Genomic DNA, 25,713 nt, shown 5'->3' on the forward strand with positions numbered 1-25,713 from the left:
GTTGGTCAGGGAAGGCCGGGAATTCGACTCTAGCGAAACCAACGAGGCCGACAATAAGAATCACGGCGTCTATTTCGTGCCGGGTCTCCATCGCGGGCTGCTGGTGCTTGAGGCTCTGGCGGAAGCGCAGAAGCCGATGTCGATCTCCGACATCGCGCGTGCGCTGGGAATAACGCGCTCGGCAGCCTTCCGGCTGGTCTACACGCTGCGATATACCGGTTTTGTCGAGTCAGAGCCGGACTCCAAGAAGGTTCGGCTCGGCGGGCGAGTGCTCAGCCTCGGCTTTTCCTATCTCGCTGGCATGAGCATCATCGAAGCCGCACAGCCCGACCTCGACCTGCTACGCGACGCGACCGGAATTACATCCCATATTGGAATCCGCGACGGGCGGGATCTTCTCTATCTGGCCTGTGCCCACTCTCGCTCCGGCTTTGTCAGCACGATCAATGTCGGTTCGCGCTTTCCAGTCCACCTCACGCCGATGGGCTGGCTGCTGCTGTCCGACCTCGCACCGCGCAAAATCGGTGAATTGTTTCCGGACCAGCAGCCCTATAAAGCATTGACCGAGTATTCACCGACCACGCTGGAGGCGCTGCTCGACCGCGTCATGCGCGCGGGCGCGCAGGGCTATATCATAAGCCGGGGAATACTGGAGCCGGGTGGCAGCTCGATTTGCGCGCCGGTGCTCAATGCGCAGAACAAGGTGGTCGCGGCCATTGACATATCCGGGCCCGACATCGGGTTCGATGAGGCCCGGATGGATCAGTACCTGTCGGAAGTTCGCGCCGCCGCGCAGCGAATTTCGATCCGTCTCGGCTATACGCCGGCGCGACGCTCCGACGATCTGGGCTGACCCGCCCGGAGCGTCGCTGCGGAAGCGCCGGCATAGCATCAGCCCCGGGGGCGCAGACCGAGAATCTGGCGAGCAACAGCAGGCGTTGCCAAAGTACCGCCAAGATCACGCACGATGCGCACAGCTTTCTCGCACAGTTCGGCATTGTCGCGCGCCAGCCGGCCATGCTCGATATACACACCGTCCTCGAGCCCGATGCGGACGTGGCCGCCCAGTAGAAATGCCTGCGCCAGCATCGGATAGCACATGCGCCCGATGCCGAAACCCGCCCAGGTCGCACCCTGTGGCAGAAGCGAACGCATGTAGCTCATGGTCTCCGGGGTCGAGGCGGCTCCATAGTGTACGCCCGTGACTATCTGGAACACGCCTGGCCCCTCAAGCACGCCTTCTTTCATCAGGGCCTTGCCGAGATGGATGTCACCGGAATCAAACACTTCCAGCTCGGGCAATGCGCCGGACGCCCTGATCATTTCGGCCATGATTCGGACGTTACGTGGCGTGTTGATCACAACGGCCGCGCCCGAATTCATCGTATTGAGGTCGAGCGTGCTGATCTCGGGCTTCAGCTCCACAATATGCGCGACGCGCCTTTCAGGCGGCAGGATCGTCGACGATGGTGCCGCGATCTTCGGGTCCTCGTCAGACGGCACGAAGCGTCCCCCGGGACCCGTCGTGAGGTTGATGATGATGTCGGAACCCGCAGTGGCGATCCGTTCCATAACCTCGCGATAGTAGGCGATGTTCATGCTCGGCGCGCCAGTGGCTGGTTCGCGGACATGAATATGGGCGATGGCCGCACCGGCCTGACCCGCACCGATGCAGGCGTCAGCGATCTGTTCCGGCGTCACCGGTAGTCCTGGATGCTGCTGCAGCGTGGTCATATTGCCGGTCACAGCGCATGTCAGGATTGTCGGGCGCATGAAGGCCTCCTCTCGCGTTCTGCGTTTTGGATACCAGTCAGTGTTTTGCATATCAATATTTTATGCGCATTAACGGCCGAAATTTGCTTAAGCCCGCCGCAATGCGATTTATTGACAATCTATTTGATCTGCATCTAAAACTGATGACAGGCTTGACGAGGCGCCGTGCCGCGCGATCCCAGCACTGTTCCGGCCGGATGGAGTTTGCCTGGATGGGCCAGGATGTCATTGTTGTCGGAGGTGGCGTTATGGGCTGCGCGGCGGCGCTGCGGCTTGCGGAAGCCGGGCAGCGCGTTCGCGTCCTGGAAGCGCGGGCGCTCGGATCGGGCGCCACCGGCGTCAATGCCGGCACGCTTTCGCTGCAGATCAAACGCGTCAGCTTGATGGCTTATGCCGTGCGGGGTGCCGAATTGTGGGCCGGCATGGGAGAGAGGCTGGGTCTCGACCTGCATTTCCGCCAGCCTGGTGGATTGAACCTCGCCTTCACTGAACCCGAAGCGGAACTGCTGAAGCGAAACATGCGGGAGCGGCAGGACGTTGGTTTACCAATCCGCTTTCTGTCGCAAACAGAGGTCGGGAAACTCGAACCCGCGCTGAGTGACAAGGTGTTGCTCGCCAGCCATTGCCCCCTCGACGGCTATGCCAGCTCCAGCGTGGTTGGACGAGCCTTCGCGCGCAAGTTCAAAGCACTGGGCGTTGCGGTCAACGAGTGGGACGAGGTGACAGGCCTTGATCGCCAGAAGGGCGAATGGCGGGTCGAGGCCCGGTCGGGCCAGTACGCGGCTCCTCTCGTTCTGATAGCGGCCGGGGCGTGGAACCGAGCGCTTCTGCAGAAAGTCGACGTTGACCTGCCCATTGGCTGGCGCGTCAACCAGATGAGCGTTTCGGAGCGCACCACACCCTTGCTCAATGGCATCGTGGGGCACGTCTCAGGGCTGATGAGCCTCAAGCAAGCGCCGAATGGCACTGTCATCATCGGCGGTGGCTGGCAGGGGATCGGCAGTCCGGGTGAACCTGGGCGACCGATGGCGGAAAATCTGGCAAATAATTTACGCTTCGCGGCGCATGCCCTGCCAGCGTTGCGCAGCCTGCGCATTGTGCGCAGCTGGTATGGCTACGACAGTGTATCGCCCGACGTGATGCCGATGGCGGGTGCCGTGCCGGGACAGGACGGGTTGTTCACCATCTGCTGCGTCCGCGGGGGCTTCACGATCGGCCCCTGCCTGGGGGCCTTGGTCGCGGATGCGATTCTCGGACGCGAACCGGACCTGCCGCTTTTCGATCCCGGCCGGTTCGTGAAGCAACCGGCCGTGGCCCGCGCGGGCTGAGATCATGCAAACAAAAACTCAGAAGGACGACATCATGGCGGGCAGACTGGCGAGCAAGATCGCACTGGTCACCGGCGGCGGTTCAGGTATCGGCGAGGCCATTGCCAGGCTCTTCATCGAAGAGGGCGCCCGCGTCACGATCTCCGGCCGTCGCGAACCGGTTCTGAAGGCAGCGGCCGACAAGATCGGCGCGACGGCCCATGTCTGCGATGTGTCGGACGATGCGCAGGTCGCGCAAATGCTCGCGCGGATCGAACAGGATTTCGGCGGCCTCGATGTTCTCGTCAATTGCGCGGGCATTCCGGGGCCTGTGATGAACGCGGAGGATATGGACATGGCCGCCTTCGACGACACATTACGCATCAATATCCGTGGCACGATGTTGCCGACGAAGTATGCCATCCCGCAGATGAAAAAGCGTGGCGGAGGATCCATCGTCAACATGTCGTCGTTGATGGGCCTCAAGGGTTATCCGATGCGGGCCGCCTATTCTTCCACGAAGTTTGCCATCATCGGCATGACCGAAGCCATCGCGCATGAGGTTGGCCGGCACAACATCCGCGTCAACGCGTTGTGCCCGGGCGCGGTGAACGGCGAACTGATGGAACGCGTGATCGCGCGCCGGGCTGAAGCCGAGGGCCGGCCGGCCGAAGAGATCGTCCGCGTCAACTATACGGACGTCGCCGCGCTACGCCGCTGGGTTGAACCGGAAGAAGTCGCGGAGGCCGCGTTGTTCTACGCGTCGAACGCTTCGTCCTCGATCACGGCTGACCGCATGCGCGTCTGCGCCGGTCGCATGTAGCCAACGGCATCGGCTACCCATGCTCCGCATAGACACCCATATCAGCCGTGGGCCGAAGGTCACCTTCCGCATCGACGGGCAGGCCATAACGGCCTACGCCGGCGAGAGCGTTGCCGCCGCGTTGCTTGCATCAGGATTGCGACGATTGCGCACGAGCCCCGGCGGTGGCGGCAGGGGCCTGTTCTGCGCGATGGGCGTCTGCCAGGAATGCGTCGTCGAGATGATCGACGCCGCGGGCGCCTCCCACGTCGTGGCGAGCTGCCAGTTGGAAGTGTCGGAGGGGCTCGAGTTGCGGTCAAGGACCTTCGTCGATGGCCATTGACCCAGCCGACCTCCAGGTCTCGGATGTGCTGGTCGTCGGTGCCGGGCCGGCCGGTGCCGCCGCCGCGCTGGCCGCGTCATCAGCCGGCCTGTCGGTCACCCTTCTCGACGAGGCCCGTCAGGCCGGCGGGCAGGTTTATCGTGCCCTGCCGGCCGCCTTCGTGGTGGATGATCCCAAAGCGCTCGGTCCCGAGTTCCTGGCTGGAGAGGCTTTGCGTTCGTCGCTGCGTGCCAGTGCAGTCGACTGCCGGTTCGGGCGTAGGGTCTGGCTGTTGCGCCGCGACAACGATCTAGGCTTTGTCGCCGACGCCGTTGCAGACGGCCGATCGGAACGCTACGCCGCGCGTGCGCTGATCCTGTGCACGGGCACGACCGAGCGCAGCCTGCCCTTTGCCGGCAGCGCCCAGCCTGGCATCATAGGACTGGCAGCAGCGACCATCCTGCTGAAAAGCCAGCGCATTCTACCTGGGCGGCGCACAGTCGTTGCCGGCGCCGGACCGCTCCTGGCCGCAGTCGCCGCCGGTATCGTCAAGGGCGGCGGCGAGGTCGCGGCAGTCGTCGATCTCAACAGCCGGCTGGATTGGGCGAAGGCCGGTCTTGGCATGCTGGGACGGCCGGATCTCTTGCTGCGGGGTGCAGGCTGGATGCGCCGGATTCAGGCCGCCGGAGTGCCCTGGCTCTGGCGGCATACGATCACGGCGGCCGAGGGCGACGAAACTGGCGTCACCGCCGTCACGGTCGCGCCAATCGACGCCGCCGGCCATTGCACAGCGGGTGGCGGGGAACGTCGCTTCGAGGTCGATGCCGTCACCGTCGGCCACGGGCTGGTGCCGGCCACGGAATTCCTGCGCGCGCTGGGCGCGCGGCTGGAATGGAACCACGGCAACGATTGCTGGCAGCCGGTGAAAGATACGTTTGGGCGCACCAGCATTGCCGGTCTCTATGTCGCGGGCGATGGAGCCGGTGTGGCAGGAGCGGCAGCAGCAGAAGTGGGAGGCGAGATCGCCGCGCTTGCTGCGGTCGACGACCTCAAGCCAGGCGCCGGCAGGCAGATCACACCGGCGTTGCGTCGCAGGCAGAATGCCGCCGCACGCTTTGGGCGCGCCTCGATTGGCCTTACCCGGGTTCGATCGGGGTTGGTGGCAGTCATGCCGGCGCGGACGATCGTCTGCCGCTGCGAAGACGTCAGCCGGGGCACACTCGACGAGGCCTTCGGTGAAGGAGCTCGAAACATCGGCCAGATCAAGGCCTGGACGCGCTGCGGCATGGGGCCCTGTCAGGGACGCATGTGCGGCGAGACGCTCTCTGCCCTCGCTTCGCTCCATGGAATCGCGCGTGAGACCTTCGAGCCGATGGTCGGCCGTGCTCCGGCACGGCCTGTTGAAATCGGATGCCTGACGGGCGTTCCCGATTACGAGAGCATTCCGCTCCCACCGTCGCTGCCGTCAAGTTGACGAGGTGTGCGAGCCGCTAGGTTCCACCGCGAACGTGAAACTGCGGCGCGGGAAGCTTGGCGGTTGTGTTCTCAAATGGCGAAGATGCCAACTGTCCGGCGATCGACGGCGGGGAATAGTGGGATACCTCGCCCGTCGTCCTCACTGTTGATCTGTTGGTTGAGAACTGTCGTCCGACGAAGCCTATGAGGCGGATCGTCGAGACGACTGGCTCACCGCCCGAAGTATCTAGGCTGTCATCCCAGCGCGAGCGACCCGTGCATCCGTCTATCCCCTTGATCAGGTTGCTCACAGCCGTCGCAACGTGATCCAGCTCATGTCTCACCGGTGGGCTCCAATGCGCGGGCAGCTCTCGGGGTGATCCCGAAATGAGCGCGGAAGGCCACGGTAAGGCTGGCTTGGTGGCGGAAGCCCACGGCTTCGGCTACGGCTGCAACGGAAGCCTTATCTCGCGCCAGCATGCGCATCGCGCATTCCATCCGTTGTCTTGTTCGAAATCCGCCCAGGCTCATGCCGTAGAGCAGCCGGAACCCATTCTTCAACTTGGTCGCATTGGTCCCCAGCTGCCGTGCAAGTTCGGCGATAGGGATCTCGGCAGCCAGATCGTTCTCCAACGCCTTGCGGGCTGCCGCCAAGAGCGCCAAGTCGCGAGAATGGAATGCATGTGAGGTCTGTCCATCATCCTGCATGGAGTCAAGGATGCTTAGAACCTGGCAGGTAAAATCCAGTAGAATCGCGCCGGTCCTCAACAAATCAGGCGCCCGTTCGACACGCATGGCGAACAGTTGCTGCAACCGGTCCACGAAGGCCACCGACATTCGATGATCGAAAACATTCATCGTACCGGGTGGAGCTGAAAGCAGCCGGTGCAGGACCGTTCCATTACGTGTGCCTAGCCCACAGACTCCTGAGATGTAACCGGGATCGACATAAAGACCGAGAGATCGCACACTTCCCGGCGCACACCAGATATCGTAGGAAAACCCCTCGGTCGGAAAACAGGCCAGCAGCGATACGTCGCGGGCTTGGCGCTCAGTGGCTCCATCGACCGACAGGCCGACAGGCCCCTCCAGGGTTAGATGCAATTCCACCAGATTGTCGGCGACCACAAGCCCCCGCCGCTCGGAATTGAAGGTGCAATCCGTCACCGTCGCCAGGAGCTCCTCTCCCATCGCGATCAACCGCCAGGAGCCGGTGCCTTCCGTGGCGGGCAGCGGAACTTCAACGCTGGTCAGTCCAGGATCGCTTCCGCCGGGTAGCTGTACCCGGCAGGCTCCGGGCATTGTCGCTATCTGCCGGAAAACCGACCGGATACGGCCGTCTCCGGCACCCACAGCGGCGCGGAGCATTCCTTTCGGCGCCGTTGGAGGAGGGGGATTTGCCGGAGCCAGGTCGCTCATCTTACCGCCTTGTCGGGAGTTTCAACGCGGCCTGCCACCGGAAAACGCACCCTTCGCGCGCGTTTACAGGCAGCGTCTTTTGCGGGGAGAATTAGTTTTTTTGGGTTTGGGCGAACCTGGCTCTGAACACTCGCGGGCTATCTCGCACTTCGACTAAGTTGAGTTTAATCCAGAGCGAAATGCCCGGACAAGAGGCCATGGGCCATCGACGGGCATAATAAGGAGTGTAAGTGATTGTCTGCAGTCGGAGCGGCCAGCCGTCGCGCGCCTTCGGCCGGACTGGCGAGGATACAAGCTCGTGTGGGACGCTTGGCGTTTAGCGCAGCTGTGCTGCTGTGCTACCTTTTGATTTTCCTCCCAGTGCTATTTGTCGTTCTGATCAGCTTTTTCCGCGCGGAAATGGTCTCGTTTCCGCCGGACGGCTTTTCGTTGCGCTGGTATGCCAATGCCTGGTCGCATGGTGACTTCCTGAAATCATTGTTGACCTCGCTGCAGGTCGCCACCCTGTCCACCATAGTCGGGGTGATCGCCGGCACGCTGGCGGCCTTTGGGCTTCGGCGATCGAACATCCGGTTCAAGCCTCTGTTCAATATGCTGTTTCTGGGGCCGCTGCTATTGCCAGGTGTCGTCGGGGGCGCTGCCATCTATATGGGGTATTTCCGCGCCGAGGCAGCGCTGGACCGCGACATAACCGGATCGCTTTGGGGGCTTGTCGCCGCTCATATCATGCTGACCATTCCCTGGTCGGTCCGCTTGGTGATGGCCTCTCTGGCCCAGTTTAACCCCGCAACCGAGGAAGCGGCGGCAGATCTTGGCGCTTCAGGCTGGACTATCTTTCGCCGGATCACCCTGCCGGCGCTGCGTCCCGGGATCGTGGCGGCGTGCATGTTCTCGTTCATCGCCAGCTTCGAGAACCTGGAGATCAGCATGTTCCTGGTCGGCCCCGGCCGCAGCACATTGCCTGTCGCAATGCTGTCCTATCTGGAATACCGGATGGATCCGACCCTCGCGGCGGTGGCGACGGCGCAGATCCTGCTGGTCGGTGTGCTGATGTTGATAACCGACCGATACGTCAAACTTTCCAGGGTTGTGTGAGCAAGAACGCCGCCATGAATTCTTTGCTGATCGAAAATATCTCCAAGTACTATGGCACGATCCTCGGCGTCGAACGGGTGGACCTGGCCGTCGAGGAAGGCGAACTGATCGCGCTGCTCGGCCCCTCGGGTTGTGGCAAGACCACCACGTTACGGATGGTTGCAGGGTTCGTTCCGCCCAGCAGCGGCCGCATTGTCATCGGTGGGCGGGACGTAACGGATCTGCCGCCGCAAGCACGCGACACCTCCATGGTATTTCAGTCCTATGCGCTGTTTCCGCATATGACGGTGGCGCAGAATGTTGCTTTCGGCCTGGAAATGCGCCGCGTTCCCCGCCCCGAGATTGCCAGCCGTGTCGCGAAAGCGCTCGACATGGTGCAGATGTCGCGCTTCGCTGACCGGCCTTCACCACAACTCTCCGGCGGCCAGCAGCAGCGGGTCGCGCTGGCGCGGGCCCTGGTGGTCAATCCGGCGATCCTGCTGCTGGACGAGCCGTTGTCTAACCTCGACGCCCGATTGCGCGCCGAGGTGCGCGAGGAGATCCGTGATCTGCAACAACGCTTGGGGCTGACCACGATCATGGTGACACATGATCAAGAGGAAGCCCTGGCAATGGCGGACCGTCTGGTCGTGATGGATGTCGGCCGGGTTCGGCAGATCGGCACTGCGCAGCAAGTTTACGAAACACCGGCCGATCTGTTTGTCGCGGACTTCGTCGGGCGCTGCAACATCCTGCAAGGCGAGGCGACGGCGGACGGCTTCCGTCTCGGCGCGGGCCAGCCGCCGCTGCCCTGCGAAAACCAACAAGGCCTGATCGGGCCCGCGGCGCTGGCGTTGCGGCCGGAGAAGATCGCACTTGCCGACGGCGGTGACGGCGTGACGGTCCGACTTCGCAAGATCACCTATCTGGGCGCGACGCTCGAATGCCATCTGGACGCCGGGGGCCAGTCCCTGGTGGTGACACGCGCCAACGACCGGGGGGCGGATTTCTTGCGAGCTGCGCTGCCCGGTCAGAGCTTTCTGGCAACTTGGGCGCAAATGGATGCTCAGGTGCTGCCCAATCAACAGGGGGATCGATGACCACCATGAATGGCCGATCAGCAACAGGGAGCAACGGAATGAAACGGAGAACCTTTCTCGCCTCCGCAGCCACGCTGGCCGGGACCGCGGCACTTGCCCCGCCCCGGCTTGCGCTGGCTGATCCAAGTCGCATCGTTGTCGGGACCTGGGGCGGCGCCGGAGCGGAGACCCTGCGCAAGGTCGTAGACGGGCCGTTATCGGCCGCACGCGGGGTCGAGATCATCCAGGACATTGGCAATGGTGAGGCACGCCTGACGAAGCTGCTGGTCGGACGGCAAAGCAGCCGCGGCACCTTCGATGTAGCGCATCTGAGCGATGCGGACCACCATGTCGCCAGCCTCCAGAACGTGCTTCAACAGATCGACACCGCCTCCGTGCCGCGCAGCGCTCTGGTGCTGCAAAAGTTACGTAGCCCGGATTCCATACCCTTCGTCTATACCGTTCAGGCAATCATCTATAACCGCGACCGTGTAACCGAGCCTCCGAAATCCTATGCCGATCTGTGGTCCCCGCGCTGGAAGGACAAGATCGGCTTCGCCGATCAGTTCCATAATCAGGTGATCACCGCCGCCGCACTCGCAGCGGGTGGCAGCGTCAGCGACTTTTCGGCTGCGCCTGACAAGCTGCGCGAGCTCAAGAAGCTTGGCGCCCGTGTCTATCCCTCGCACGAAGCCATCGCCGCCGCTCTGAACTCGGGCGAGATCGATGTAACGATCAGCCTCGCATCGCGGGCGGTATTCTGGGCCCGGTCGGGGGTGCCGGTCGGCTTCGCGCTGCCGAGCGAGGGCAGTACGCTTCTGGTCTATCGCGCGATGGTGCCCCTCAACGCGCGCAATGCGGCGGGCGCCTGGCTCTATTTGGACGCCATGTTGACACCCGAAGCGCAACTGGGCCTGGCTCAAACGATGGCCTGCATGCCGGTGGTGTCAGATGTCGAGCTCCCTCCGGAACTGGCGCAGTTCCTTCCGATCAGCGCTAAGGATTTCGATCGCTTCCTGCTGCCCGACTTCGCGTATCTGACCAGCGTGCGGGACCGGAACCTGACCTTCTGGCAACGGGAATTCCGGGCATGACGCCCGGTTCCGAACCAGCCTTGCGGCCCCTGTACGGGGAGCGGCCCTTGCGGCTGCTTCTCGTTCCGGCGACGCTTCTGGTCATGGTCGTGCTGGGCGCACCTCTGGCGCTGCTGTTCCGTATCTCGCTGAACGACTTCAGCCCGACCACGCTGATGACCGAGGCAATGACGATTGACAACTATCGCAAGGTGTTGACCGATCCGTGGTATCAGGAAATTCTGATAACCACCGTGCTGGTCGCGCTCTGCGCCACCTTGGCGGCACTGGTGCTGGCGATGCCCTCGGCCTATGCGCTGGCGCGGATGCAAAGCCGCTGGAAAAGCCTTTGCGTCATCCTAACCCTATTCCCGCTGATGATCGGCGGGGTGGTGCGGACTTCCGGCTGGATGGCGCTGGCGGGTACCGACGGGGCGTTGAACGTCACGCTGCTGAGGCTGGGACTGATCGGCGCGCCGATCCAGATTATGTACACCAGGGGTATGGTGATGGTTGGCCTGCTGGCCCTTGCCATGCCCTATATGATCCTGACGATCTCCGCCACCATCGAGGCGATCCCTCGCCATCTCGAGGAGGCGGCGCTCAATCTGGGCGCCTCGCCGCTCATTATGTTCCGTCGGGTGATCATGCCACTGGCGTGGCCAGGCATCGCAACAGCCTGCGTGCTGGTGTTCATCATGGCGATGAACGCTTATTCCACACCGCGTCTGCTGGGCGGGCCGCAGTTCCGCATGATGTCGCCGACCATCTACGAGGAATTCACGCGCAGCCACAACTGGCCGGGCGGTGCGGCACTCGCCTTCATACTGCTGATCACCACCATCCTGCTGATCGCCGGAACCTCATTGCTGGCAGCCAGCCGATCTGCGCGCCGTTGAGGCGCAGCCCCACAGACGACATCAACATCGACGAGACCACCATGAGAGATGCTCCTGTCAATCCTGATGGCGAGGCTGAGGCTTGGGTTGTGACGCCGGGCGACTATCTGGCTACGCGTCCGGGCCATTTCCGGCTGCCTGCCCGGCCCGTATCGCTTTATGTCACGGCTCGCGACGGCTGCCGGCTGGCAGTGGATGTCTGGCTACCGACCCCCCTTCCGGCCGGGGCGCGAATCCCGACGATCCTGGTCTCGACGCCTTACTACCGTCGCTTTGCCATGGGGGAGGGCGCCACCGTCGACTCCAGCCCAAATGTTGCCTATATGCGAGACCTCTTCGTTCCTCGTGGCTACGCCCTGGTGGTGGCTGACGTTCGGGGCACCGGCGCCAGTTTCGGCCGGCGCGACAGCTTCCGCTCCCCACGCGAACGGTTGGATAGCAGCGATATCGCCGACTGGATCGTCGCCCAGGGCTGGAGTGATGGCAGGCTGGGTGCCACAGGTATCTCTTATCTCGGGGCAGCGGCGGATTTTCTCGCCTCGACCGGACACGCCGCAGTCAAGGCCATCGCGCCGCTGTTTTCGGTATGGGATACCTATGCCGACAACTATTTTCCCGGTGGCGTCGCGCTCAATCGGCTGACACAGAAATACGACCTGGGGATGATCGGGCTGGACCAGGACAATCGCACGGTGCTGGCGCAGTTCGCCGCTTTCAACCATCCCGACTATCGGGGCCCGGCGCCGGTAGACGACGATCCCGACGGCGTTCTGCTGGCGGCCGCGATCAGCGAACACTTGTCGAACTTCCGCCAGACCGATTTCATGCCGGAGTTCCGCTTCCGTGAGGAAGGTTTGCCTTATGATCCGGATTTCTCCTCCGCGTCCTTCAGCCCATATTCCGTCGCCGGTCAAGTCAGATCGGATGTGGCAATCCTGTCGGTGTCGGGCTGGATGGACGGCGCCGGCTATTGCAACGGCGCCATTTCCCGCTGGCTCACGCTGAACCGCAATCCACGCCATCTGCTGCTGGGGCCATGGGACCATGGTGCACGTATTGACATCTCGCCCTGGCGCCGGCGGCAACCGCCAAGTTTCGCGCTCTGGGGCAAAGTGCTGCGGTTCTTCGACGAATATCTGATGGAGCGCGATACCGGCCTTCGGGCCGAGGCTCCGGTGCATTATTATGTGCTGCACGAGGAGCGCTGGCATAGCGCGCACAACTGGCCGCCGGCCGAGACGAGCGTCGTTCTCTATCCCGACGGGGACGGGTTGCTAGGCGAAGGCGCCTCCGGGGCGCCAGGCGAGGATAGTCATCAAGTCGATTTCAGCATTGGGACCGGCCATCACACCCGATACGAGCGCATCGCCGGTGAGGACGTCCGGACATACTACCCCGACTGGGCCAGCCGGACCGCGACCCATCTGGCCTATACTACACCGGTGTTGCATCGTGATCTTGCGATTGCCGGCCATGCGATCGCGGATCTGTGGATCGCAAGCGACCAGCCTGACGCCGCGCTATTTGTCTACTTGACCGAGGTCGGTGCCGATGGCGAGGAATGGCATGTCACGGAAGGGCTGCTGCGCTGCTTGCACCGCAGGGAATCGCCCGCTCCCGCTTCCTGCCGTGTCGCGTGGCCGTTCCGTAGTTTCCGGCGTGAGGACGCAGCGCCGATGCAACCTGGAAAGCCTGAACGAATCCGCGTTCCGCTGCTGCCGGTGGGGTGGCGTTTCCTGGCCGGAAGCCGCATCCGCCTCTCGCTGTCCGGCAGCGATGCCGACCATTGCGTTCAGATTCCCCACGGGCGGCCCCCACGCCTGAGTTTGCTGCGGGGCGGCGACAGGGCTTCGGCGTTATATCTTCCCGTCATATCCGGAAACGCCACGGACCGGAGCCTGACCTGAAACTTTGAATGGCATCGCGTGACGTCCACATAATTCGAGGCGTCAGCCCGGATCGTGATCGCGCGTCGCGAAACGGAAGATCGCATGTGGCCCACAGAATTGTCCGGAGCTTGCCTGGCGACGGCCGGAACGCTCGCAAGGTTCCCGTCCTCTTTTGATCCTGAAGTGCTCGCGTGGCCGTCGTCGTAAACGGGCTCGCATGGGCCTCGCGGCAAGGCCGAAGGTAAGCTGTGCCTTTTCTCCCAAATCACGTCTCGATTCCCATCTCCATTTAATCTATATTTTTTATAGACATTGTATTTTTGCCGGCTTAGGCTGGGTTCGACATCAAACGCGCAGGATCCTGTGATGACGAGCCCAAAGCGCCAGCTTCATCTCGGTTTAACCGTTTGGCCCTCGGGCTTTCACCCTGCCGGATGGCGGCTGCCAGAGGCTCGTACAAACGGCAATTCGAGCCGCGATTTCTTTCGGCGCGTCGCCCAGCTGGCGGAGCGCGGCAAGTTCGATTTCTTCTTCATTGGTGATCAGGTTGTCGGCTTGCCGGAATGGCAGCACGAGCGCCCGAACCACGTGCTGCGACCTGAGGCGTTGTCGCTGGCCGGCTTTGTCGCCGGCGTTACCGAGAAGGTCGGCATCGTGACCACAGTCAACGTCACGTATTCCGAGCCCTATTCGGTCGCGCGCGCCACCGCCACGCTGGATCACATCAGCGGCGGGCGTATCGGCTGGAACATCGTGACCGGCGAGGCTGAGGCCGCGGCCCGCAACTATGGCCGTAAGGAACACTGGGACAATTCCCGCCGCTATGAATGGGCGACCGAGTTCGTGCAGGTGGTGAAGGGTTTGTGGGACAGCTGGGAGGACGGCGCCCGCGTCGCGGACAAGCCGAGCGGTGTGTTCATCGATGAGAGCAAGGTCCACCGCATCGATTACAACGGCAACTTCTTCTCCGTCGACGGCCCGCTCAATGCCGAAAGGCCGATCCAGGGCCAGATCCCCATCGTCAATGCCGGACGCTCCGAACGTTCCATCGAGCTCGGCGCCGAATATTCCGATATCAAGTTCACCAACTCCTCCACCCTCGGCTTGGAGGGCGCCAAGGCCTATTACGCCGACCTCAAGGCGCGGGTGGCGGCGCACGGGCGCAATCCGGACGAGCAGTTCATCATTCCCGGCATCGTCATCTACACGGCGCCGACCGACGCTGAGGCGCATGATCTCTATCGCCGCATACAGGGGCTGTGGACGATTCCCGTCAAGCTCGAGGAGATTGCCAGCGGCTTCGGCGTCGACCTCTCCGGCCATGGGCCGGACACACGGCTGTCTGCGATCCCCGCCTTCGCCAATATCTCCGGCAAGCCGCTCGAATTTCTCGAAGTTGCCCGTGAGCAGTATGGCACCGATGACATCACGCTCGCAGAACTCTATCGCTCCTATCACCGCCGTTTCGGCTTCAAGGAGATCGTCGGTGGTCCTTCCACCATCGCCGACGTGCTGCAGCGCTGGTTCGAGGAACGCGCAGCGGACGGCTTCATGATCTTCCCGCCCTATGTGGAAGGCGCACATGAAGCCTTCGTCGATCTCGTCATTCCCGAACTGCAGAGGCGCGGCATCTTCCGCACCGAGTACACCGGCTCGACGCTCAGGGACCATTTCGGCCTTGCACGCCCGCCCGACCGCTATAGCCCCGTCCCATCCATCTCGGAAGAACGCGCCGACGCTGCGCTCGCCGATGCTTGATCCCAGAGGCCCGCACGCCATGAAGCTTCTTGCCCGCCTTCACCGTCTCTCACTCCTTGCGCTTGCGGGCACCGCCTTGCTTGCGGTGGCCACGCCCGTCGAGGCACAGCAGAAGCTTCGCTTCGGCACCTCTGGAGCGTTGAGCAACGAGTCCATCGCCGTCGCTGTCGCGCTCGACAAGGGCTTCTACAGGGATGCCGGCATCGAGGCCGAGATCGTGAACTTCAAGGGAGGCGCGCCGGCGATTCAAGCACTGGTTGGCAAGGCTATCGAACTGTGCGTCTGCGCGCCGGAGCATATCATCCGCCTGCGCAATCGCCGGGTGGATGCCAGCGTCATCGTGCCGCTCGACAACGTCACCGGCTACGCTCTGTTCGGACCGAAGGACGGCCCCGCGAAATCCGTCGTGGACCTGAAAGGTAAGAAGATCGGCATCACCAGCCCGGGCAGCAAGACTGACAATCTGGTGCGCCTCGCGCTCAGCCGATCGGGCGCCAATCCTGACACCGATGCCCAGATCATCGGTATCGGAGGCACTGCGAACATCCGCACGGCGCTGCAGACTGGCAACGTCGAGGCCGGCACCATCAGCGGCTTCGATGCACTGGTTGCGGAGAAGGAATTCGCCGTCGTGCACGACTGGCGCACACAGAAAATCCCCAATCTCGCCCTGCTCGGCCTGGAAAGCTGGGCACGCGAGAACCCTCAGCGCACGCGCGCGCTCATCGAGGCGACCCTGAAGGCGGCCAGGCTCTCCGTCGAGGACCGCGCGCTGCGCGTTGCCACCCTCACGAAGCTGTTTCCGAATGCGACGACCGACGAGATCCAGCTCGGCGCCGATCGTCTGGTGCGCTCAACCGTGGTGCAGCCGCGCTTCGAGGAGGTCGAGTTCGAACGGATCCAGGCTGACGTGCTGGAGCTCGAACCCGGCTCCAAGCCGATTAGCTACGACACGTTCAATCCCGACTTTCTGCGCGGCGAGTGAGCGCAAGCGACAAGGACGCGGTGACATGAGCACGACTGACGCGGCGCTCCGCGCGCGCAACCTGATCACGGTCGAAGAACTCGGCGACCGTATCGATCGCGACGAGCGGATCGTCCTTCTCGACATCCGCTTCCGCCTCGGCCAGGGCGACGGACGGCAGGACTATCTCGACGGCCACATTCCCGGCGCCGTCTTCGTCGACCTGCCGCACGAGCTCGCGGGCGACGAATATCGCTTCAGCGGGCGCCGGCCGCTGCCGGATGTCCGGACGCTCGAGCGCGACGCCCGCCGCTGGGGAATCCGTAAGGGCGACGCTGTCGTCGTGTACGACAACAATTCCGGCCAGCAGGCGGCCCGCGCCTGGTGGGTTCTGCGCTGGGCCGGTATCGCGACTGTGCGCCTGCTCGACGGCGGCCTTGCCGCCTGGATTGCGGCTGGTCGTCCGGTGACGCGGGAGGTGCCGCTGCCGGCGCGGGGCGACGTGGAACTGGAGGGAGGGCATCTCCCCGTGTTGACGGCCGAGCTTGCCGCCCAGCGTGCACAGGCCGGCGTCCTTCTCGATGCGCGCGACGCGCAATCCTATCGGGGCACGCCGGTCCAGCCGGGCAAGCCGCCGGAGGGCCATATCCCCGGCGCCCTCAGCGCGCCGACCACCGCCAATCTGGGGGCTGACGGCCTCTTCAAGCCAGCGTCCGCGCTCCGCGAGCGCTTCGAGGGGCTCGGCATCGCTGGTGGGCGGGGTCGGGTCGGTGTGTATTGCGGCGGTGGCGTCACCGCCACACATCAGGTCCTTGCATTGAGCACGATCGGCATTGAGGCCGAGCTATTCGTTGGCTCCTGGTCAGCCTGGAGTTCCGATCCCAGCCGCTCGGTGGCGACAGGGGACGATCCACAATGACCGTGATCGACGACAGCCCGACGGCGCGGGCGGGCGCAAAGCGCCGTGGCGCATCATTTGTGCCCGCCTCACTCCGCCTCGCCATCGACAGGATGCTGCTTCTCGTCATCCTTCTGGCGACATGGGAGATCTCTGCGCGCTTTCTGGTTGATCCCTTGTGGATCAGCCAGCCGAGTTTGATCGTCGAGCGCTTGTGGCGGCTCGGCGCCTCGGGGATGTTATGGGTCCATAGCTGGACAACGATCAAGGAAGCCGGTCTCGGCCTGCTGCTCGCCTTCGTGGTCGGCGTGCCGCTCGGGATCTTCATGGCGCGGGCAAAATACACGGGCGAAGTGGTCGAGCCCTTCGTGATGGCGCTCTACAGCACGCCGCGCGTAGCGCTGGCGCCGCTGTTCATCATGTGGTTCGGCATCGACCTGCTCTCCAAGGTGATGATGGCCTTCTCCATCGTTGTCTTCATCTTCATCCTCAACATCAACGAGGGTCTGAAGACCATAGACAAGGATCTCATCGATCTGTTCCGTACCATGCGCGCGCCGCGCCACTATGTGGTGCGCAAGGTGCTGATCCCTTGGATTGAACCGTGGATCATCGCCTCGCTGCGGCTCGCCATCGGTTCGGCGTTGATCGGCGCCATCGTGGCGGAGCTGATCGGTTCGAGCTCCGGCCTTGGCTGGTACATCGAGCATAGTGCCGGCCGCCTCGACACCACCGGCGTTTTCGCGGGCATCGCCGTGCTGGTGGTGATCGCGGTGCTGGCGAATGCGGCGGTCGGCTGGGTCGAACGTCGGCGGCTGGGATGGCGACGCTGATGGCACAAACGCCCACCCTTTCATCCGAGAGCGCCGCGCCGCCCGGTAGTGGCGCCATCCGCTTCAACGGCGTGCGGGTCGGATTTACCAGGCAGACCGGACAGCATGTGCGCGCGCTCGAGGACTTCTCGCTCGACATCCCGGCTGGGCAGTTCGTCTCGATCGTCGGTCCGAGCGGCTGCGGCAAGTCCACCCTGCTCAAGGTCCTGTCCGGCCTCGTCGAGGCGGAGGCCGGCACGGCGCTGGTCGATGGCCTCACCGCACAGGATAGCCGGGAGCGCATTGGCTTCATGTTCCAGCGCGACACACTGCTGCCCTGGGCCAGCGTCGAGGACAACATCAGGATCGGCGCCGACCTGTCCGGCCAGGCGCCTGCCAACATGCAGCGGCGCATCGCCGAACTCATCGCTTTCCTGCGGCTCACGGGCTTCGAAAAGAGCAAGCCGCATGAGCTGTCCGGCGGCATGCGCCAGCGCGTCTCACTCGGGCGGCTGCTGGCCTACGATCCCGACATCCTCCTTATGGACGAACCGTTCGGGGCGCTCGACAGCCAGACCAAGGCGGCTATGGGACAGGAATTGCTGCGCATCTGGGCGCATCATAGGCGAACGGTGATCTTTGTTACGCATGATATCGAGGAGGCCGTGACGCTCTCCGACCGCGTTGTGGTGCTGTCGCCGCGGCCGGGCCGGATCAGGCTCGATCTGTCCATTGACCTGCCGCGCCCGCGCAGCGCCGCGCAGTTGCGAAAGGATGCGCGCTATATCGATTATATCGACCGGATCTGGAGCCAGATAGAGACTGTTTCCTGAAGGGAGCTTTCTCGCGCGGCACTGCGCGCCACTCCACAGTTGCCAAAGTTGCGAGAGCGACAAGCTAACCGGAATTGACGGCTCCTTCACTCGGACAATCGCCGCGCGCCCAAATTAATGTTGGTTTTCGTGTGCAGCCCAAGATCGTCGAATGGTGGGTCGACGCCGGGTGGCAGGTTCAAGGCGGGCCAACCGTTCATGCGGGTAAGTGACACGGGTCCGCGTCCGGCGCTGACCGTAAGTGCGAAGCAGTCGCCGCGACACGCGCAGTTCTCATCCAGGAGATTGCGGATGAGAAAGGCTATGCAACGCGGTTAAAACGGAAGGGCTGCGCTTCATACCGATATGAACAGGCCATCCGCCACTTGGCCGAAGAGTTCGATTTCACCATCCTGTTTGTGACCCATCAAATGGGCTCGTTCAGCCTGAAAGTTCGCCAGCGCGGCGTATGGCAGCAGCCACCGCCTTGCGCATCAATGGTCTCATGCCGTCTTCCGCCATCAGAACCTCGAGCGCGGCCGCGGTCGTTCCGCCGGGCGAAGTCACGTTCTGGCGTAGCGTGACGGGCGGAAGCGGCGAGTGGAACAGCAACTCGCCTGCGCCCTCCACGGTTGCTCGCGCCAGCCGCTCGGCGACATCGGCTGGGAGCCCCGCATCCTTGCCCGCTGCGGCCAGGCATTCGACGAGATGGAAAACATAAGCCGGGCCGGAGCCCGACACCGCCGTCACCGCATCGATCAGCCCCTCGTCGTCGAGCCATTCGACCTTGCCGATGCTGCCGAGCAGGGCATCGGCGGTGGCGCGCTGGACTGCGCTGACGCCCTTGCCTGGCGCCGCCGCTGTGGCGCCGCGTTGCACGGCCGCCGGCAGGTTCGGCATGGCGCGTATGATCGCGTTCGCATTGGGCAAGCGCGCCGCGAGATCGGCCAATGTCTTGCCGGCGAGGATCGAGATCAGCAGCGTCTTCTGGTGGATGAAGGCCTGCACGGCCAGCGCGGCCGTATCGAGCATCTGCGGCTTGGTCGCGAGCACGACGACATCGGCGGGAGGAGTGTCAGCGGCCGAGGGGTTCAAGCACATTCCCGTTCTCTCGGCGAGTGCGACGATCTCGTCAGAGGGTATGGGGTCGATCAAGCTGATATGCGCGGGATCGATGCCGATGCGCAGCCAGCCCTCCAGCATCGCGCTGCCCATCCTGCCTGCACCGATCAGGACGAGCGATTGCGGAAGGGAGTTCGACATAAGGGCCTCTTTGCAGCGCGTGGGATTGCTTGGGGTTTGGAATTCGATCGGATTGGGAACAGCGCGGCGGTGTGGCCAACTCGGCGGAGAATGCCGCCGTCAGATTCCGGCCGTGAACGCGGCCCGGAAACCGATCGCGGGGCTGCGCCTGTTTCCGTCCCCGGCGCCACTGAAAAAGAAGACTCCACCCGCCTTGCGTGAATGCTGGGCGCCGCCGCGATTGACGATCTTGTCCGCCGCGCCGTTGTTGATGAAGACCTCGTCGCTACCATGTTCCCCGGCATCGCAGGGATAGAGAGCCAGCGCCTTGAGCAAGTCGGGGATAGCTGTCCCCTCCGTCGTCATTTCATGGAAGGCGCCGAATCGGGTCTGCTCCGACCGGTTCGCGATCTCCGTCGCGACGACGAAATAGCCGTCTCCGGGCATCTCCGGCGACCATTGCAGGCCGGCACGCGCCTTGCTGTGCCGGTAGTCGTATTTGAGAGTTCCCTGAGAACCCGGCCCGACAAGGCTGCCGTCCTCCAGGACAGCGCGCCAAGCGGCAGACCCGGGTCCCACGTCGATATCGCCGGCGGCGTCATTGTCCGGGATAACCTGGATCTCGCCATGGGCCGTTCGGAACCCCGCCACCATCTCCACGACATTGCCGTTGAGATCGTAGATGCCGCTCGCTTCGCGGTTATGGCTCCAGCCGAGCGGGCCGGTTCCCGTCAGCACATGGGCACGCCGCTGCTGGTCGTCATGGCTCGACGGGATTGCTTGATAGACGCAATCGCTTTCAGCCTTGCCGAGCCAGTTGTTACCCTCGGGAAAAAAACCGTTCCTGCGGCACCACAAGGCGATGGCGGCCCACTCGGCATTGGTCATCAGATGCCAACCGCGCCCCTTGGCCCGACAGGTTGAAACCGCCTCGTCGAAGGTGAGATTCCCCGCCGGATCGCTGGCCGGCAGCGACTGCGCCACGCCGTCCACCAGCACGTTCTGGTATTTCGATATCCAGATCTCGCGCATCGTCGTGCCGTTCACCACGAAAGCAGGGTGCGGAATGGCCGGCGCGCCCACCATCACCTCGTCCAGGGTGAAGAAGGGAATGCGGACCATGATCGACGGCTGGCCATGATCGTCCAGCATCGCCTCGTTGTTCGCGGCAAGGGATTTCAGCAGCAGGTTGAAGGCGTCGATCTGCATTGTCGCTTCTTCGGCTCTGGAGAAACCAAGGCTCAGTCGGCACAAGCCGGCGGGATATAGGCACTGCGGAAGCCCATCATGAAGGTTCTCTGGTCCCGCGTCGGCGCCAGATAGAGCGCGAAGACCCCGCAGCGGGACTGGCGGTTCCAATGGCTGCCACGCATGCAGATGCGTTCCCCGACCGTTTTCACATAGGCGTAGTTGAGGCCGTGATCCCCGGCGTCGGCAGGAAACAGCGCCAGCGCCTTGAGGCGTTCGGGCAGGGAAACACCCTCCGCCGCGCGCGCGCTCTCGAAGGTAGCGCCGCGCAACTGGTCGGTCGGCTCGATGATCGTCCGCGCGAGCGTGATCCGCTCCTCCACGAAATCCAGCTTCAGGCTGCCGGCCGTGCCAGGCACGGCCAGGCTGCCGTCCTCCAGCACGGCGCGCCATGCGGCCGAACCGGGACTCTGGTCCGCCGCCTCGGCCGCGTCGTTGTCGCGGATCACGTTGATCTCGCCATCGAGGAGGCGGCAGCCGCCGAGCCATTCCGCGACATTGCCGTTGAGGTCCCAGATGCCGTCCGCCTGGCCATTATGGCTCCAGCTTGCCGGGCCGGTGCCGGTGCGCACCGCAGCGATGCGCCCTTCTCCGAACGGCATCTCGCGATGACCCTCGAGATTCTCGAAGGTTGCCGGCATGGCCTGGCGCACCGGATCGCGAAAATCTTTACCGAAATCATTATTGCCGCGCGGCATCGTGCCGTTGCGTCGGCACCATAGGGCGATGGCAGCCCATTCCGCCGCCGTCATCAGGTGCCAGCCCGGCCCCTTGGCCTCGCAGGCTCGGCGCGCTTCGTCGAAGGAAACATGGACGCCGGGGTTTTCATCGGGAAGGGAATAGGCGCGCCCGTTCCGCACCACGTTCTGGAACTTGGATATCCAGATCTCCGGGACAGCGCGCCCGTTGACGATGAAGGCGGGGTGGATATCGGTGCTGCCGCCCTCGATGACGTCGCAGATCCGGAATTGCGGGATGCGTACGAGGATGGACGGCTGGTCGCAATCGTCCGAGACGATGGCGTTGTTCGCGGCAAGGGCCTTTAGCGCGAGTTCCGGAGAGATCATGCCTTGTCTCGGGAGCGAGGAATGTGCAGCCAGAGAAGTCGGCAGACACCGCCGTGTCCAATACTCATTTGGGATGGGAATTGAGAGGCGGAGCCTATCAATCCTCGCGCGCAGCCTTCTGCTCAATTGCGAAGCGTCCTTTTTTCCGGCATGTGTCGATCATCCCGGCAGACGGCTGCGGCCGCCGAGGCGCTTCCCGGATAGGATCGACACCGATGGATATCCGCCATCTGAAGTATGTGGTGGCCGTTGCCGATACGCTGCATTTTGGCCGAGCTGCATTGGCGCTCGGCATCTCGCAGCCTCCCCTTTCGGCACGCATCAAGGAGGTGGAAGATCATTGCGGCTTCCAGTTGTTCGAACGCACCACCCGGAAAGTCGAGCTGACCGAGAAGGGCCGGGTCTTCATCGCCGAGGCCCGCAAGGTCACCGAGAGCTTCGATGCCCTGATGTCTCGCTTCGCCCTCGGCCCGGACGTCCCGCTTCCAGCGATATCCCTGGGCGTGCCGTCCGACACCAGCGCGGTCGCGCTCCTGGAGATCGGCGAGTTGTTCCGGCGGGTGGGCGAACGCGTCGACCTGCGCGAGCGGACCACCGCCGACCAGCTGGTGACGATCCGCGCCGGGGGACAGACGCTGGGTGCCGTGCGCCTGCCCGCCCCGGTGGACGACCTGCTGGTGGGGCGGACCTTACGCCGCGAGCTCGGCGCGGTGCTTCCCGCCAGCCATCCGCTGGCCGGCGAGGTGGCGATCGATCTCGCCCAGCTCGAGGGCGAGGATCTCGTCATTTTCCCACGCAGCATGGCGCCACAGGTCTACGAGGGCATGCTTTCGACCTTCGCCGAAGAAGGCTGGCACCCCCGACGCCTCACGCATGCGACGCGACTGGCCCGACCAATGGTTGCCAATGGTGAGGGCATCCTCTTCCGCGAGAAGGCCTATACTGAGGGAGTGCCCGAGCTGGTCTGGAAGCCCTTGAGGGGAAAGCCGCTGGCTTGGCGCATGGCGATCGTCGCCGGACGGGCACAGGAGGCGCTGTTCGCCCGCTTTCACGAGCCCCTGGAAGCCGCATTCATCGCTCATGACAACTGGACGCAGGACGAGGCGTCCTGACCCGTCATTCATATGACACGGGTCTGAATTCTCTTCCTCAATCAGTATTGGACACTTGACGACGCATCTCTCAGCTTTCGTGCAACTCAACACGGGGAGCGACGATGAACGTCACTGACAAGAACGATCCAGCCATCCCGCGCCGCCGCGCCCTCACGATGCTCGCCGCCGCCGGCCTCGGCCTCGCCGTGGGGACGCTGTCCCCCGCCTTTGCCCAGACGGCGGCTGACCTCCTGCCCGCGGAACTGCGCCAGCGCGGCACGCTGAACGTCGCCACGTCCATGGTGCAGCCGCCCTATTCCTTCGAGACCGCCGAAGGCGCCCCGGCCGGGATCGATATCGAGCTGATGCAGGCCATCGGCAAGGAGCTCGGGCTGCAGGTCAAGTTCACGAAGATTGCCTTCGCCTCGATCATTCCGGGCATCGAAAACGGCCGCTTCGACGTAGGCGCCAACGAGATCGCCGATACCGAAGAACGCCGCAAGGTCGTGCAGTTCGTCGACTACTACAGGGTGACCTACGGCGTGCTCGCTACCGCCGGCACCAAGGGGCTGTCTTCCGCCAATCTCTGCGGTGGCCATTTCGCCGTGACGCATGGCAGCGCCCAGGTCGTGCTGCTGGAGACCATGTCGGCGGAGTGCGAGAAGGCCGGCAAGCCGGCGATCCGTCGCAGCGTCTTCCCCGACAGCGCCACCGCCAAGCTCGCGGTCTCGAACGCCCGCGCCCAGGCCTTCGTTTCCGACAAGGGCACGGCGACTTATCTCGCCAAGATCCCGGAGAACAATTTCTCCCTGCTCGAGGGCGACATCCCCAACATGGAGCAGATCGCCGGCTTCGCCATCGCCCGGAACCGCGGCGATCTTGCCAATGCGGTGAAGAAGGCGCTTCAGAATCTCGCCGCCAATGGCGAATACAAGCGCATCCTGGAAAAATACCAAGTCTACCCGGCCAGGCTCGAAGCCTTCACAATCGACGGAAAATGACCATGGCCACAGCCTCCCACTCCGCCGCGGCATGGCCCGTGGCGGCCGCTTCGCTCGACGCCGCGAACGCCGTCTACCGCGGCAGACCTCAGCAGATCGCCGGAGCGGTCGGCGTTGGGCTGTTCCTCTGCTGGATCGCCTATCAGCTGGTCACCAACGCAGCCTTCCGCTGGCACGTGGTCGGCGAGTACATCTTCAGCGCGCCCGTTCTGGCGGGCGTGCAGATGACGCTGTTCCTGACCTTTCTGACCTTGCTGCTCGGCAGCCTTCTTGGCATCGCGCTCGCGGTCATGCGCCTGTCGCACAACCCGATCCTGAACATGAGCGCCTCAGCCTATGTCTGGTTCTTCCGCGGCGTACCGAGCCTGGTGCAGTTGATATTCTGGTTTAATTTCGCCTCGCTCTTTCCGACGATCGAGCTCGGCATTCCCTTCGGCGGACCAAAGCTCCTCTCGATCGCCACCAATGACGCCGTTACGCCGTTGGTTGCGGCGCTGCTTGGTCTCGGGCTGGTCGAGGCCGCCTATATGGGCGAGATCATCCGGGGCGGCATCCTGTCGGTCGATGCCGGGCAGGTCGATGCCAGCCGGGCGCTCGGGATGAAGCCGTTCTATCGCCTGCGCCGGATCATCCTGCCGCAGGCCATGCGCTCGATCATTCCCTCCGCCAGCAACCAGTTCATCAGCCTGCTGAAATGGACGGCGCTCGCCAGCGTCGTCTCGCTGGGAGAACTGCTCCTGGCGACCCAGACCATCTATAACCGCAACTTCCAGGTCATCCCGCTGCTCACCGTGGCGGCCCTCTGGTACCTCCTGCTGACCTCCATCTTCACGCTGGTTCAGATGCGGATCGAGGCTTATTTCTCGCGGGGACACCGCCGATGAGCGTCTCGCAGGCTGCGGCAGCCGACATGGCTGCCACGGGCGTCGTTCACGCCCGCAATGTCAAGAAATCATTCGGCCCGGTCGAGGTGCTCAAGGACATCAATCTCACCGTGGCCGCCGGCGAAGTGGTGACGCTGCTCGGCCCCTCGGGCTCGGGCAAGAGCACGCTCCTGCGCTGCATCAACCATCTGGAGAAGATCGACGCCGGCCTCCTGCTCGTCCATGGCGAGCCTATCGGCTACCGCATCCGAGACGGGCGGCTGGTGGAACTCGACGAAAGCCAGGTCTGTGAGCAGCGCGTCGAAGTCGGCATGGTCTTCCAGAACTTCAACTTGTTTCCGCACATGACGGTGCTGCAGAACATCATCGATGCGCCGGTCCGGGTGCGTGGCGAGCGCAAGGCCGATGCCGTTGCCCATGCGATGGACTTGCTCCAGCGCGTCGGCCTGCTGGAAAAGGCGGATGCCTATCCGCGCACGCTTTCCGGCGGGCAGCAGCAGCGCGTCGCCATCGCACGGGCCTTGGCGATGAAGCCGAAGCTCCTGCTGTTCGACGAGCCGACATCGGCGCTCGATCCCGAACTCGTGGGCGAGGTGCTGAACGTCATCGAGCAGGTGGCCGCCACCGGCATCACCATCATGATCGTGACCCACGAGATCGGCTTCGCCCGCAAGATCTCGCATCGCGTGATCTTCATGGCCGACGGGCAGATCGTCGAAAGCGGCCCGCCGGCTCAGGTCATCGAAAACCCGCGCGAGGCGCGCACCAGGGCCTTCCTAGCCGAAGTGCTCTGAAAGGCAGCGCCGGAGTCAGTGCTCCGGCCCACGCTCCACAAGGCTCG

General features: G+C 63.7%; 24 protein-coding genes. 19 read left to right on the forward strand and 5 right to left on the reverse strand.

The genetic code is table 11. The annotated features are described in order from the left end of the window. Nucleotide 1 precedes the first annotated feature (1 nt). Complete coding sequence (locus KIO74_RS26805; protein ID WP_213338151.1) at nt 2-853, forward strand: IclR family transcriptional regulator; 852 nt, start codon at nt 2-4, stop codon at nt 851-853. Nucleotides 854-891: 38 nt separating this feature from the next. Here the strand turns inward: KIO74_RS26805 and KIO74_RS26810 are convergent, their stop codons facing one another. Beyond that, on the reverse strand, nt 892-1,773 hold the full coding sequence (locus tag KIO74_RS26810; protein WP_213338153.1) for a beta-keto acid cleavage family enzyme: 882 nt from the start codon (nt 1,771-1,773) through the stop codon (nt 892-894). Between the two features lie 212 nt (nt 1,774-1,985). Here KIO74_RS26810 and KIO74_RS26815 point away from each other — a divergent pair, with 212 nt between their 5' ends. The 4 genes from KIO74_RS26815 to KIO74_RS26830 are packed head-to-tail and all read left to right on the forward strand — an operon-like array spanning nt 1,986 to nt 5,678. Further along, nucleotides 1,986-3,101 carry an NAD(P)/FAD-dependent oxidoreductase gene (locus tag KIO74_RS26815; protein ID WP_213338155.1) on the forward strand — a complete coding sequence of 372 codons (1,116 nt, stop codon included), beginning with the start codon at nt 1,986-1,988 and terminating at the stop codon, nt 3,099-3,101. Nucleotides 3,102-3,105: 4 nt separating this feature from the next. Beyond that, entirely contained in the window at nt 3,106-3,903 is a 798-nt protein-coding gene (locus KIO74_RS26820; RefSeq protein ID WP_249731492.1) for an SDR family NAD(P)-dependent oxidoreductase, read from the forward strand. Nucleotides 3,904-3,922: 19 nt separating this feature from the next. Beyond that, nucleotides 3,923-4,225, forward strand: coding sequence for a (2Fe-2S)-binding protein (locus KIO74_RS26825; RefSeq protein WP_213338157.1), 303 nt, complete (start codon nt 3,923-3,925; stop codon nt 4,223-4,225). Further along, entirely contained in the window at nt 4,215-5,678 is a 1,464-nt protein-coding gene (locus KIO74_RS26830; protein WP_213338159.1) for an FAD/NAD(P)-dependent oxidoreductase, read from the forward strand. Before KIO74_RS26825 ends, KIO74_RS26830 begins: the two co-directional genes overlap by 11 nt. A gap of 314 nt (nt 5,679-5,992) precedes the next feature. Here the strand turns inward: KIO74_RS26830 and KIO74_RS26835 are convergent, their stop codons facing one another. Next, a complete protein-coding gene (locus KIO74_RS26835; protein WP_213338161.1) occupies nt 5,993-7,078 on the reverse strand; it encodes a helix-turn-helix domain-containing protein in 1,086 nt (361 codons plus the stop codon). A 234-nt stretch (nt 7,079-7,312) separates the two neighbouring features. Here KIO74_RS26835 and KIO74_RS26840 point away from each other — a divergent pair, with 234 nt between their 5' ends. The 10 genes from KIO74_RS26840 (at nt 7,313) to KIO74_RS26885 (ending at nt 18,357) form a co-directional block, all read left to right on the forward strand. Further along, nucleotides 7,313-8,173: an ABC transporter permease gene (locus tag KIO74_RS26840; RefSeq protein ID WP_249731493.1), complete on the forward strand. Its 861-nt coding sequence runs from the start codon at nt 7,313-7,315 to the stop codon at nt 8,171-8,173. A 14-nt stretch (nt 8,174-8,187) separates the two neighbouring features. Then, entirely contained in the window at nt 8,188-9,252 is a 1,065-nt protein-coding gene (locus KIO74_RS26845) for an ABC transporter ATP-binding protein (protein WP_213338163.1), read from the forward strand. A 38-nt stretch (nt 9,253-9,290) separates the two neighbouring features. Further along, nucleotides 9,291-10,325 (forward strand): ABC transporter substrate-binding protein, encoded by a 1,035-nt coding sequence (locus tag KIO74_RS26850; RefSeq protein WP_213338166.1) that lies wholly within the window; start codon nt 9,291-9,293, stop codon nt 10,323-10,325. A 47-nt stretch (nt 10,326-10,372) separates the two neighbouring features. After that, entirely contained in the window at nt 10,373-11,203 is an 831-nt protein-coding gene (locus KIO74_RS26855) for an ABC transporter permease (RefSeq protein WP_213338168.1), read from the forward strand. 41 nt (nt 11,204-11,244) lie between these two features. Continuing rightward, complete coding sequence (locus KIO74_RS26860) at nt 11,245-13,110, forward strand: CocE/NonD family hydrolase (RefSeq protein WP_213338170.1); 1,866 nt, start codon at nt 11,245-11,247, stop codon at nt 13,108-13,110. A gap of 348 nt (nt 13,111-13,458) precedes the next feature. Beyond that, on the forward strand, nt 13,459-14,850 hold the full coding sequence (locus KIO74_RS26865; protein WP_213338171.1) for an NtaA/DmoA family FMN-dependent monooxygenase: 1,392 nt from the start codon (nt 13,459-13,461) through the stop codon (nt 14,848-14,850). Nucleotides 14,851-14,869: 19 nt separating this feature from the next. After that, entirely contained in the window at nt 14,870-15,835 is a 966-nt protein-coding gene (locus KIO74_RS26870) for an ABC transporter substrate-binding protein (RefSeq protein WP_213338172.1), read from the forward strand. A 25-nt stretch (nt 15,836-15,860) separates the two neighbouring features. Beyond that, nucleotides 15,861-16,733, forward strand: a complete 873-nt coding sequence (locus tag KIO74_RS26875; protein WP_213338173.1) for a sulfurtransferase — start codon at nt 15,861-15,863, stop codon at nt 16,731-16,733. Next, a complete protein-coding gene (locus tag KIO74_RS26880; RefSeq protein WP_213338174.1) occupies nt 16,730-17,545 on the forward strand; it encodes an ABC transporter permease in 816 nt (271 codons plus the stop codon). Before KIO74_RS26875 ends, KIO74_RS26880 begins: the two co-directional genes overlap by 4 nt. Beyond that, nucleotides 17,545-18,357: an ABC transporter ATP-binding protein gene (locus tag KIO74_RS26885; RefSeq protein WP_213338175.1), complete on the forward strand. Its 813-nt coding sequence runs from the start codon at nt 17,545-17,547 to the stop codon at nt 18,355-18,357. Before KIO74_RS26880 ends, KIO74_RS26885 begins: the two co-directional genes overlap by 1 nt. A gap of 420 nt (nt 18,358-18,777) precedes the next feature. Here the strand turns inward: KIO74_RS26885 and proC are convergent, their stop codons facing one another. The 3 genes from proC to KIO74_RS26900 form a co-directional block, all read right to left on the reverse strand. Continuing rightward, nucleotides 18,778-19,599 (reverse strand): pyrroline-5-carboxylate reductase, encoded by an 822-nt coding sequence (gene proC, locus KIO74_RS26890; RefSeq protein ID WP_213338176.1) that lies wholly within the window; start codon nt 19,597-19,599, stop codon nt 18,778-18,780. 99 nt (nt 19,600-19,698) lie between these two features. Beyond that, the gene (locus KIO74_RS26895) at nt 19,699-20,787 is read right to left on the reverse strand and encodes an SUMF1/EgtB/PvdO family nonheme iron enzyme (protein ID WP_213338177.1); all 1,089 of its coding nucleotides are present in this window, start codon (nt 20,785-20,787) and stop codon (nt 19,699-19,701) included. Between the two features lie 32 nt (nt 20,788-20,819). Then, on the reverse strand, nt 20,820-21,893 hold the full coding sequence (locus tag KIO74_RS26900) for a formylglycine-generating enzyme family protein (RefSeq protein WP_213338178.1): 1,074 nt from the start codon (nt 21,891-21,893) through the stop codon (nt 20,820-20,822). 215 nt (nt 21,894-22,108) lie between these two features. Between KIO74_RS26900 and KIO74_RS26905 the strand changes: the two genes are divergently transcribed. From KIO74_RS26905 to KIO74_RS26920, 4 genes are all read left to right on the forward strand, one after another. Continuing rightward, on the forward strand, nt 22,109-23,005 hold the full coding sequence (locus tag KIO74_RS26905) for a LysR family transcriptional regulator (protein WP_213338179.1): 897 nt from the start codon (nt 22,109-22,111) through the stop codon (nt 23,003-23,005). Nucleotides 23,006-23,109: 104 nt separating this feature from the next. Further along, entirely contained in the window at nt 23,110-23,988 is an 879-nt protein-coding gene (locus KIO74_RS26910; protein WP_213338180.1) for a transporter substrate-binding domain-containing protein, read from the forward strand. 2 nt (nt 23,989-23,990) lie between these two features. Next, nucleotides 23,991-24,872: an amino acid ABC transporter permease gene (locus KIO74_RS26915; RefSeq protein ID WP_213338181.1), complete on the forward strand. Its 882-nt coding sequence runs from the start codon at nt 23,991-23,993 to the stop codon at nt 24,870-24,872. Further along, nucleotides 24,869-25,666 (forward strand): amino acid ABC transporter ATP-binding protein, encoded by a 798-nt coding sequence (locus KIO74_RS26920; protein ID WP_283772192.1) that lies wholly within the window; start codon nt 24,869-24,871, stop codon nt 25,664-25,666. Before KIO74_RS26915 ends, KIO74_RS26920 begins: the two co-directional genes overlap by 4 nt. Nucleotides 25,667-25,713 lie beyond the last annotated feature (47 nt).

Origin of the sequence: Chelatococcus sp. HY11 (assembly GCF_018398335.1) — a bacterium.
Taxonomy (GTDB): domain Bacteria; phylum Pseudomonadota; class Alphaproteobacteria; order Rhizobiales; family Beijerinckiaceae; genus Chelatococcus.

What these genes read in the sequence shown, in the direction of transcription:
- KIO74_RS26895 (WP_213338177.1), bottom strand. Translation starts at nt 20,787, where the DNA reads ATGCAGATCGACGCCTTCAACCTGCTGCTGAAATCCCTTGCCGCGAAC.
- KIO74_RS26910 (WP_213338180.1), top strand. Translation starts at nt 23,110, where the DNA reads ATGAACGTCACTGACAAGAACGATCCAGCCATCCCGCGCCGCCGCGCC.
- KIO74_RS26915 (WP_213338181.1), top strand. Translation starts at nt 23,991, where the DNA reads ATGGCCACAGCCTCCCACTCCGCCGCGGCATGGCCCGTGGCGGCCGCT.
- KIO74_RS26845 (WP_213338163.1), top strand. Translation starts at nt 8,188, where the DNA reads ATGAATTCTTTGCTGATCGAAAATATCTCCAAGTACTATGGCACGATC.
- KIO74_RS26885 (WP_213338175.1), top strand. Translation starts at nt 17,545, where the DNA reads ATGGCACAAACGCCCACCCTTTCATCCGAGAGCGCCGCGCCGCCCGGT.
- KIO74_RS26820 (WP_249731492.1), top strand. Translation starts at nt 3,106, where the DNA reads ATGCAAACAAAAACTCAGAAGGACGACATCATGGCGGGCAGACTGGCG.
- KIO74_RS26815 (WP_213338155.1), top strand. Translation starts at nt 1,986, where the DNA reads ATGGGCCAGGATGTCATTGTTGTCGGAGGTGGCGTTATGGGCTGCGCG.
- KIO74_RS26880 (WP_213338174.1), top strand. Translation starts at nt 16,730, where the DNA reads ATGACCGTGATCGACGACAGCCCGACGGCGCGGGCGGGCGCAAAGCGC.
- proC (WP_213338176.1), bottom strand. Translation starts at nt 19,599, where the DNA reads ATGTCGAACTCCCTTCCGCAATCGCTCGTCCTGATCGGTGCAGGCAGG.
- KIO74_RS26875 (WP_213338173.1), top strand. Translation starts at nt 15,861, where the DNA reads ATGAGCACGACTGACGCGGCGCTCCGCGCGCGCAACCTGATCACGGTC.
- KIO74_RS26850 (WP_213338166.1), top strand. Translation starts at nt 9,291, where the DNA reads ATGAAACGGAGAACCTTTCTCGCCTCCGCAGCCACGCTGGCCGGGACC.
- KIO74_RS26830 (WP_213338159.1), top strand. Translation starts at nt 4,215, where the DNA reads ATGGCCATTGACCCAGCCGACCTCCAGGTCTCGGATGTGCTGGTCGTC.
- KIO74_RS26810 (WP_213338153.1), bottom strand. Translation starts at nt 1,773, where the DNA reads ATGCGCCCGACAATCCTGACATGCGCTGTGACCGGCAATATGACCACG.
- KIO74_RS26900 (WP_213338178.1), bottom strand. Translation starts at nt 21,893, where the DNA reads ATGATCTCTCCGGAACTCGCGCTAAAGGCCCTTGCCGCGAACAACGCC.
- KIO74_RS26920 (WP_283772192.1), top strand. Translation starts at nt 24,869, where the DNA reads ATGAGCGTCTCGCAGGCTGCGGCAGCCGACATGGCTGCCACGGGCGTC.
- KIO74_RS26865 (WP_213338171.1), top strand. Translation starts at nt 13,459, where the DNA reads ATGACGAGCCCAAAGCGCCAGCTTCATCTCGGTTTAACCGTTTGGCCC.
- KIO74_RS26870 (WP_213338172.1), top strand. Translation starts at nt 14,870, where the DNA reads ATGAAGCTTCTTGCCCGCCTTCACCGTCTCTCACTCCTTGCGCTTGCG.
- KIO74_RS26860 (WP_213338170.1), top strand. Translation starts at nt 11,245, where the DNA reads ATGAGAGATGCTCCTGTCAATCCTGATGGCGAGGCTGAGGCTTGGGTT.
- KIO74_RS26905 (WP_213338179.1), top strand. Translation starts at nt 22,109, where the DNA reads ATGGATATCCGCCATCTGAAGTATGTGGTGGCCGTTGCCGATACGCTG.
- KIO74_RS26835 (WP_213338161.1), bottom strand. Translation starts at nt 7,078, where the DNA reads ATGAGCGACCTGGCTCCGGCAAATCCCCCTCCTCCAACGGCGCCGAAA.
- KIO74_RS26825 (WP_213338157.1), top strand. Translation starts at nt 3,923, where the DNA reads ATGCTCCGCATAGACACCCATATCAGCCGTGGGCCGAAGGTCACCTTC.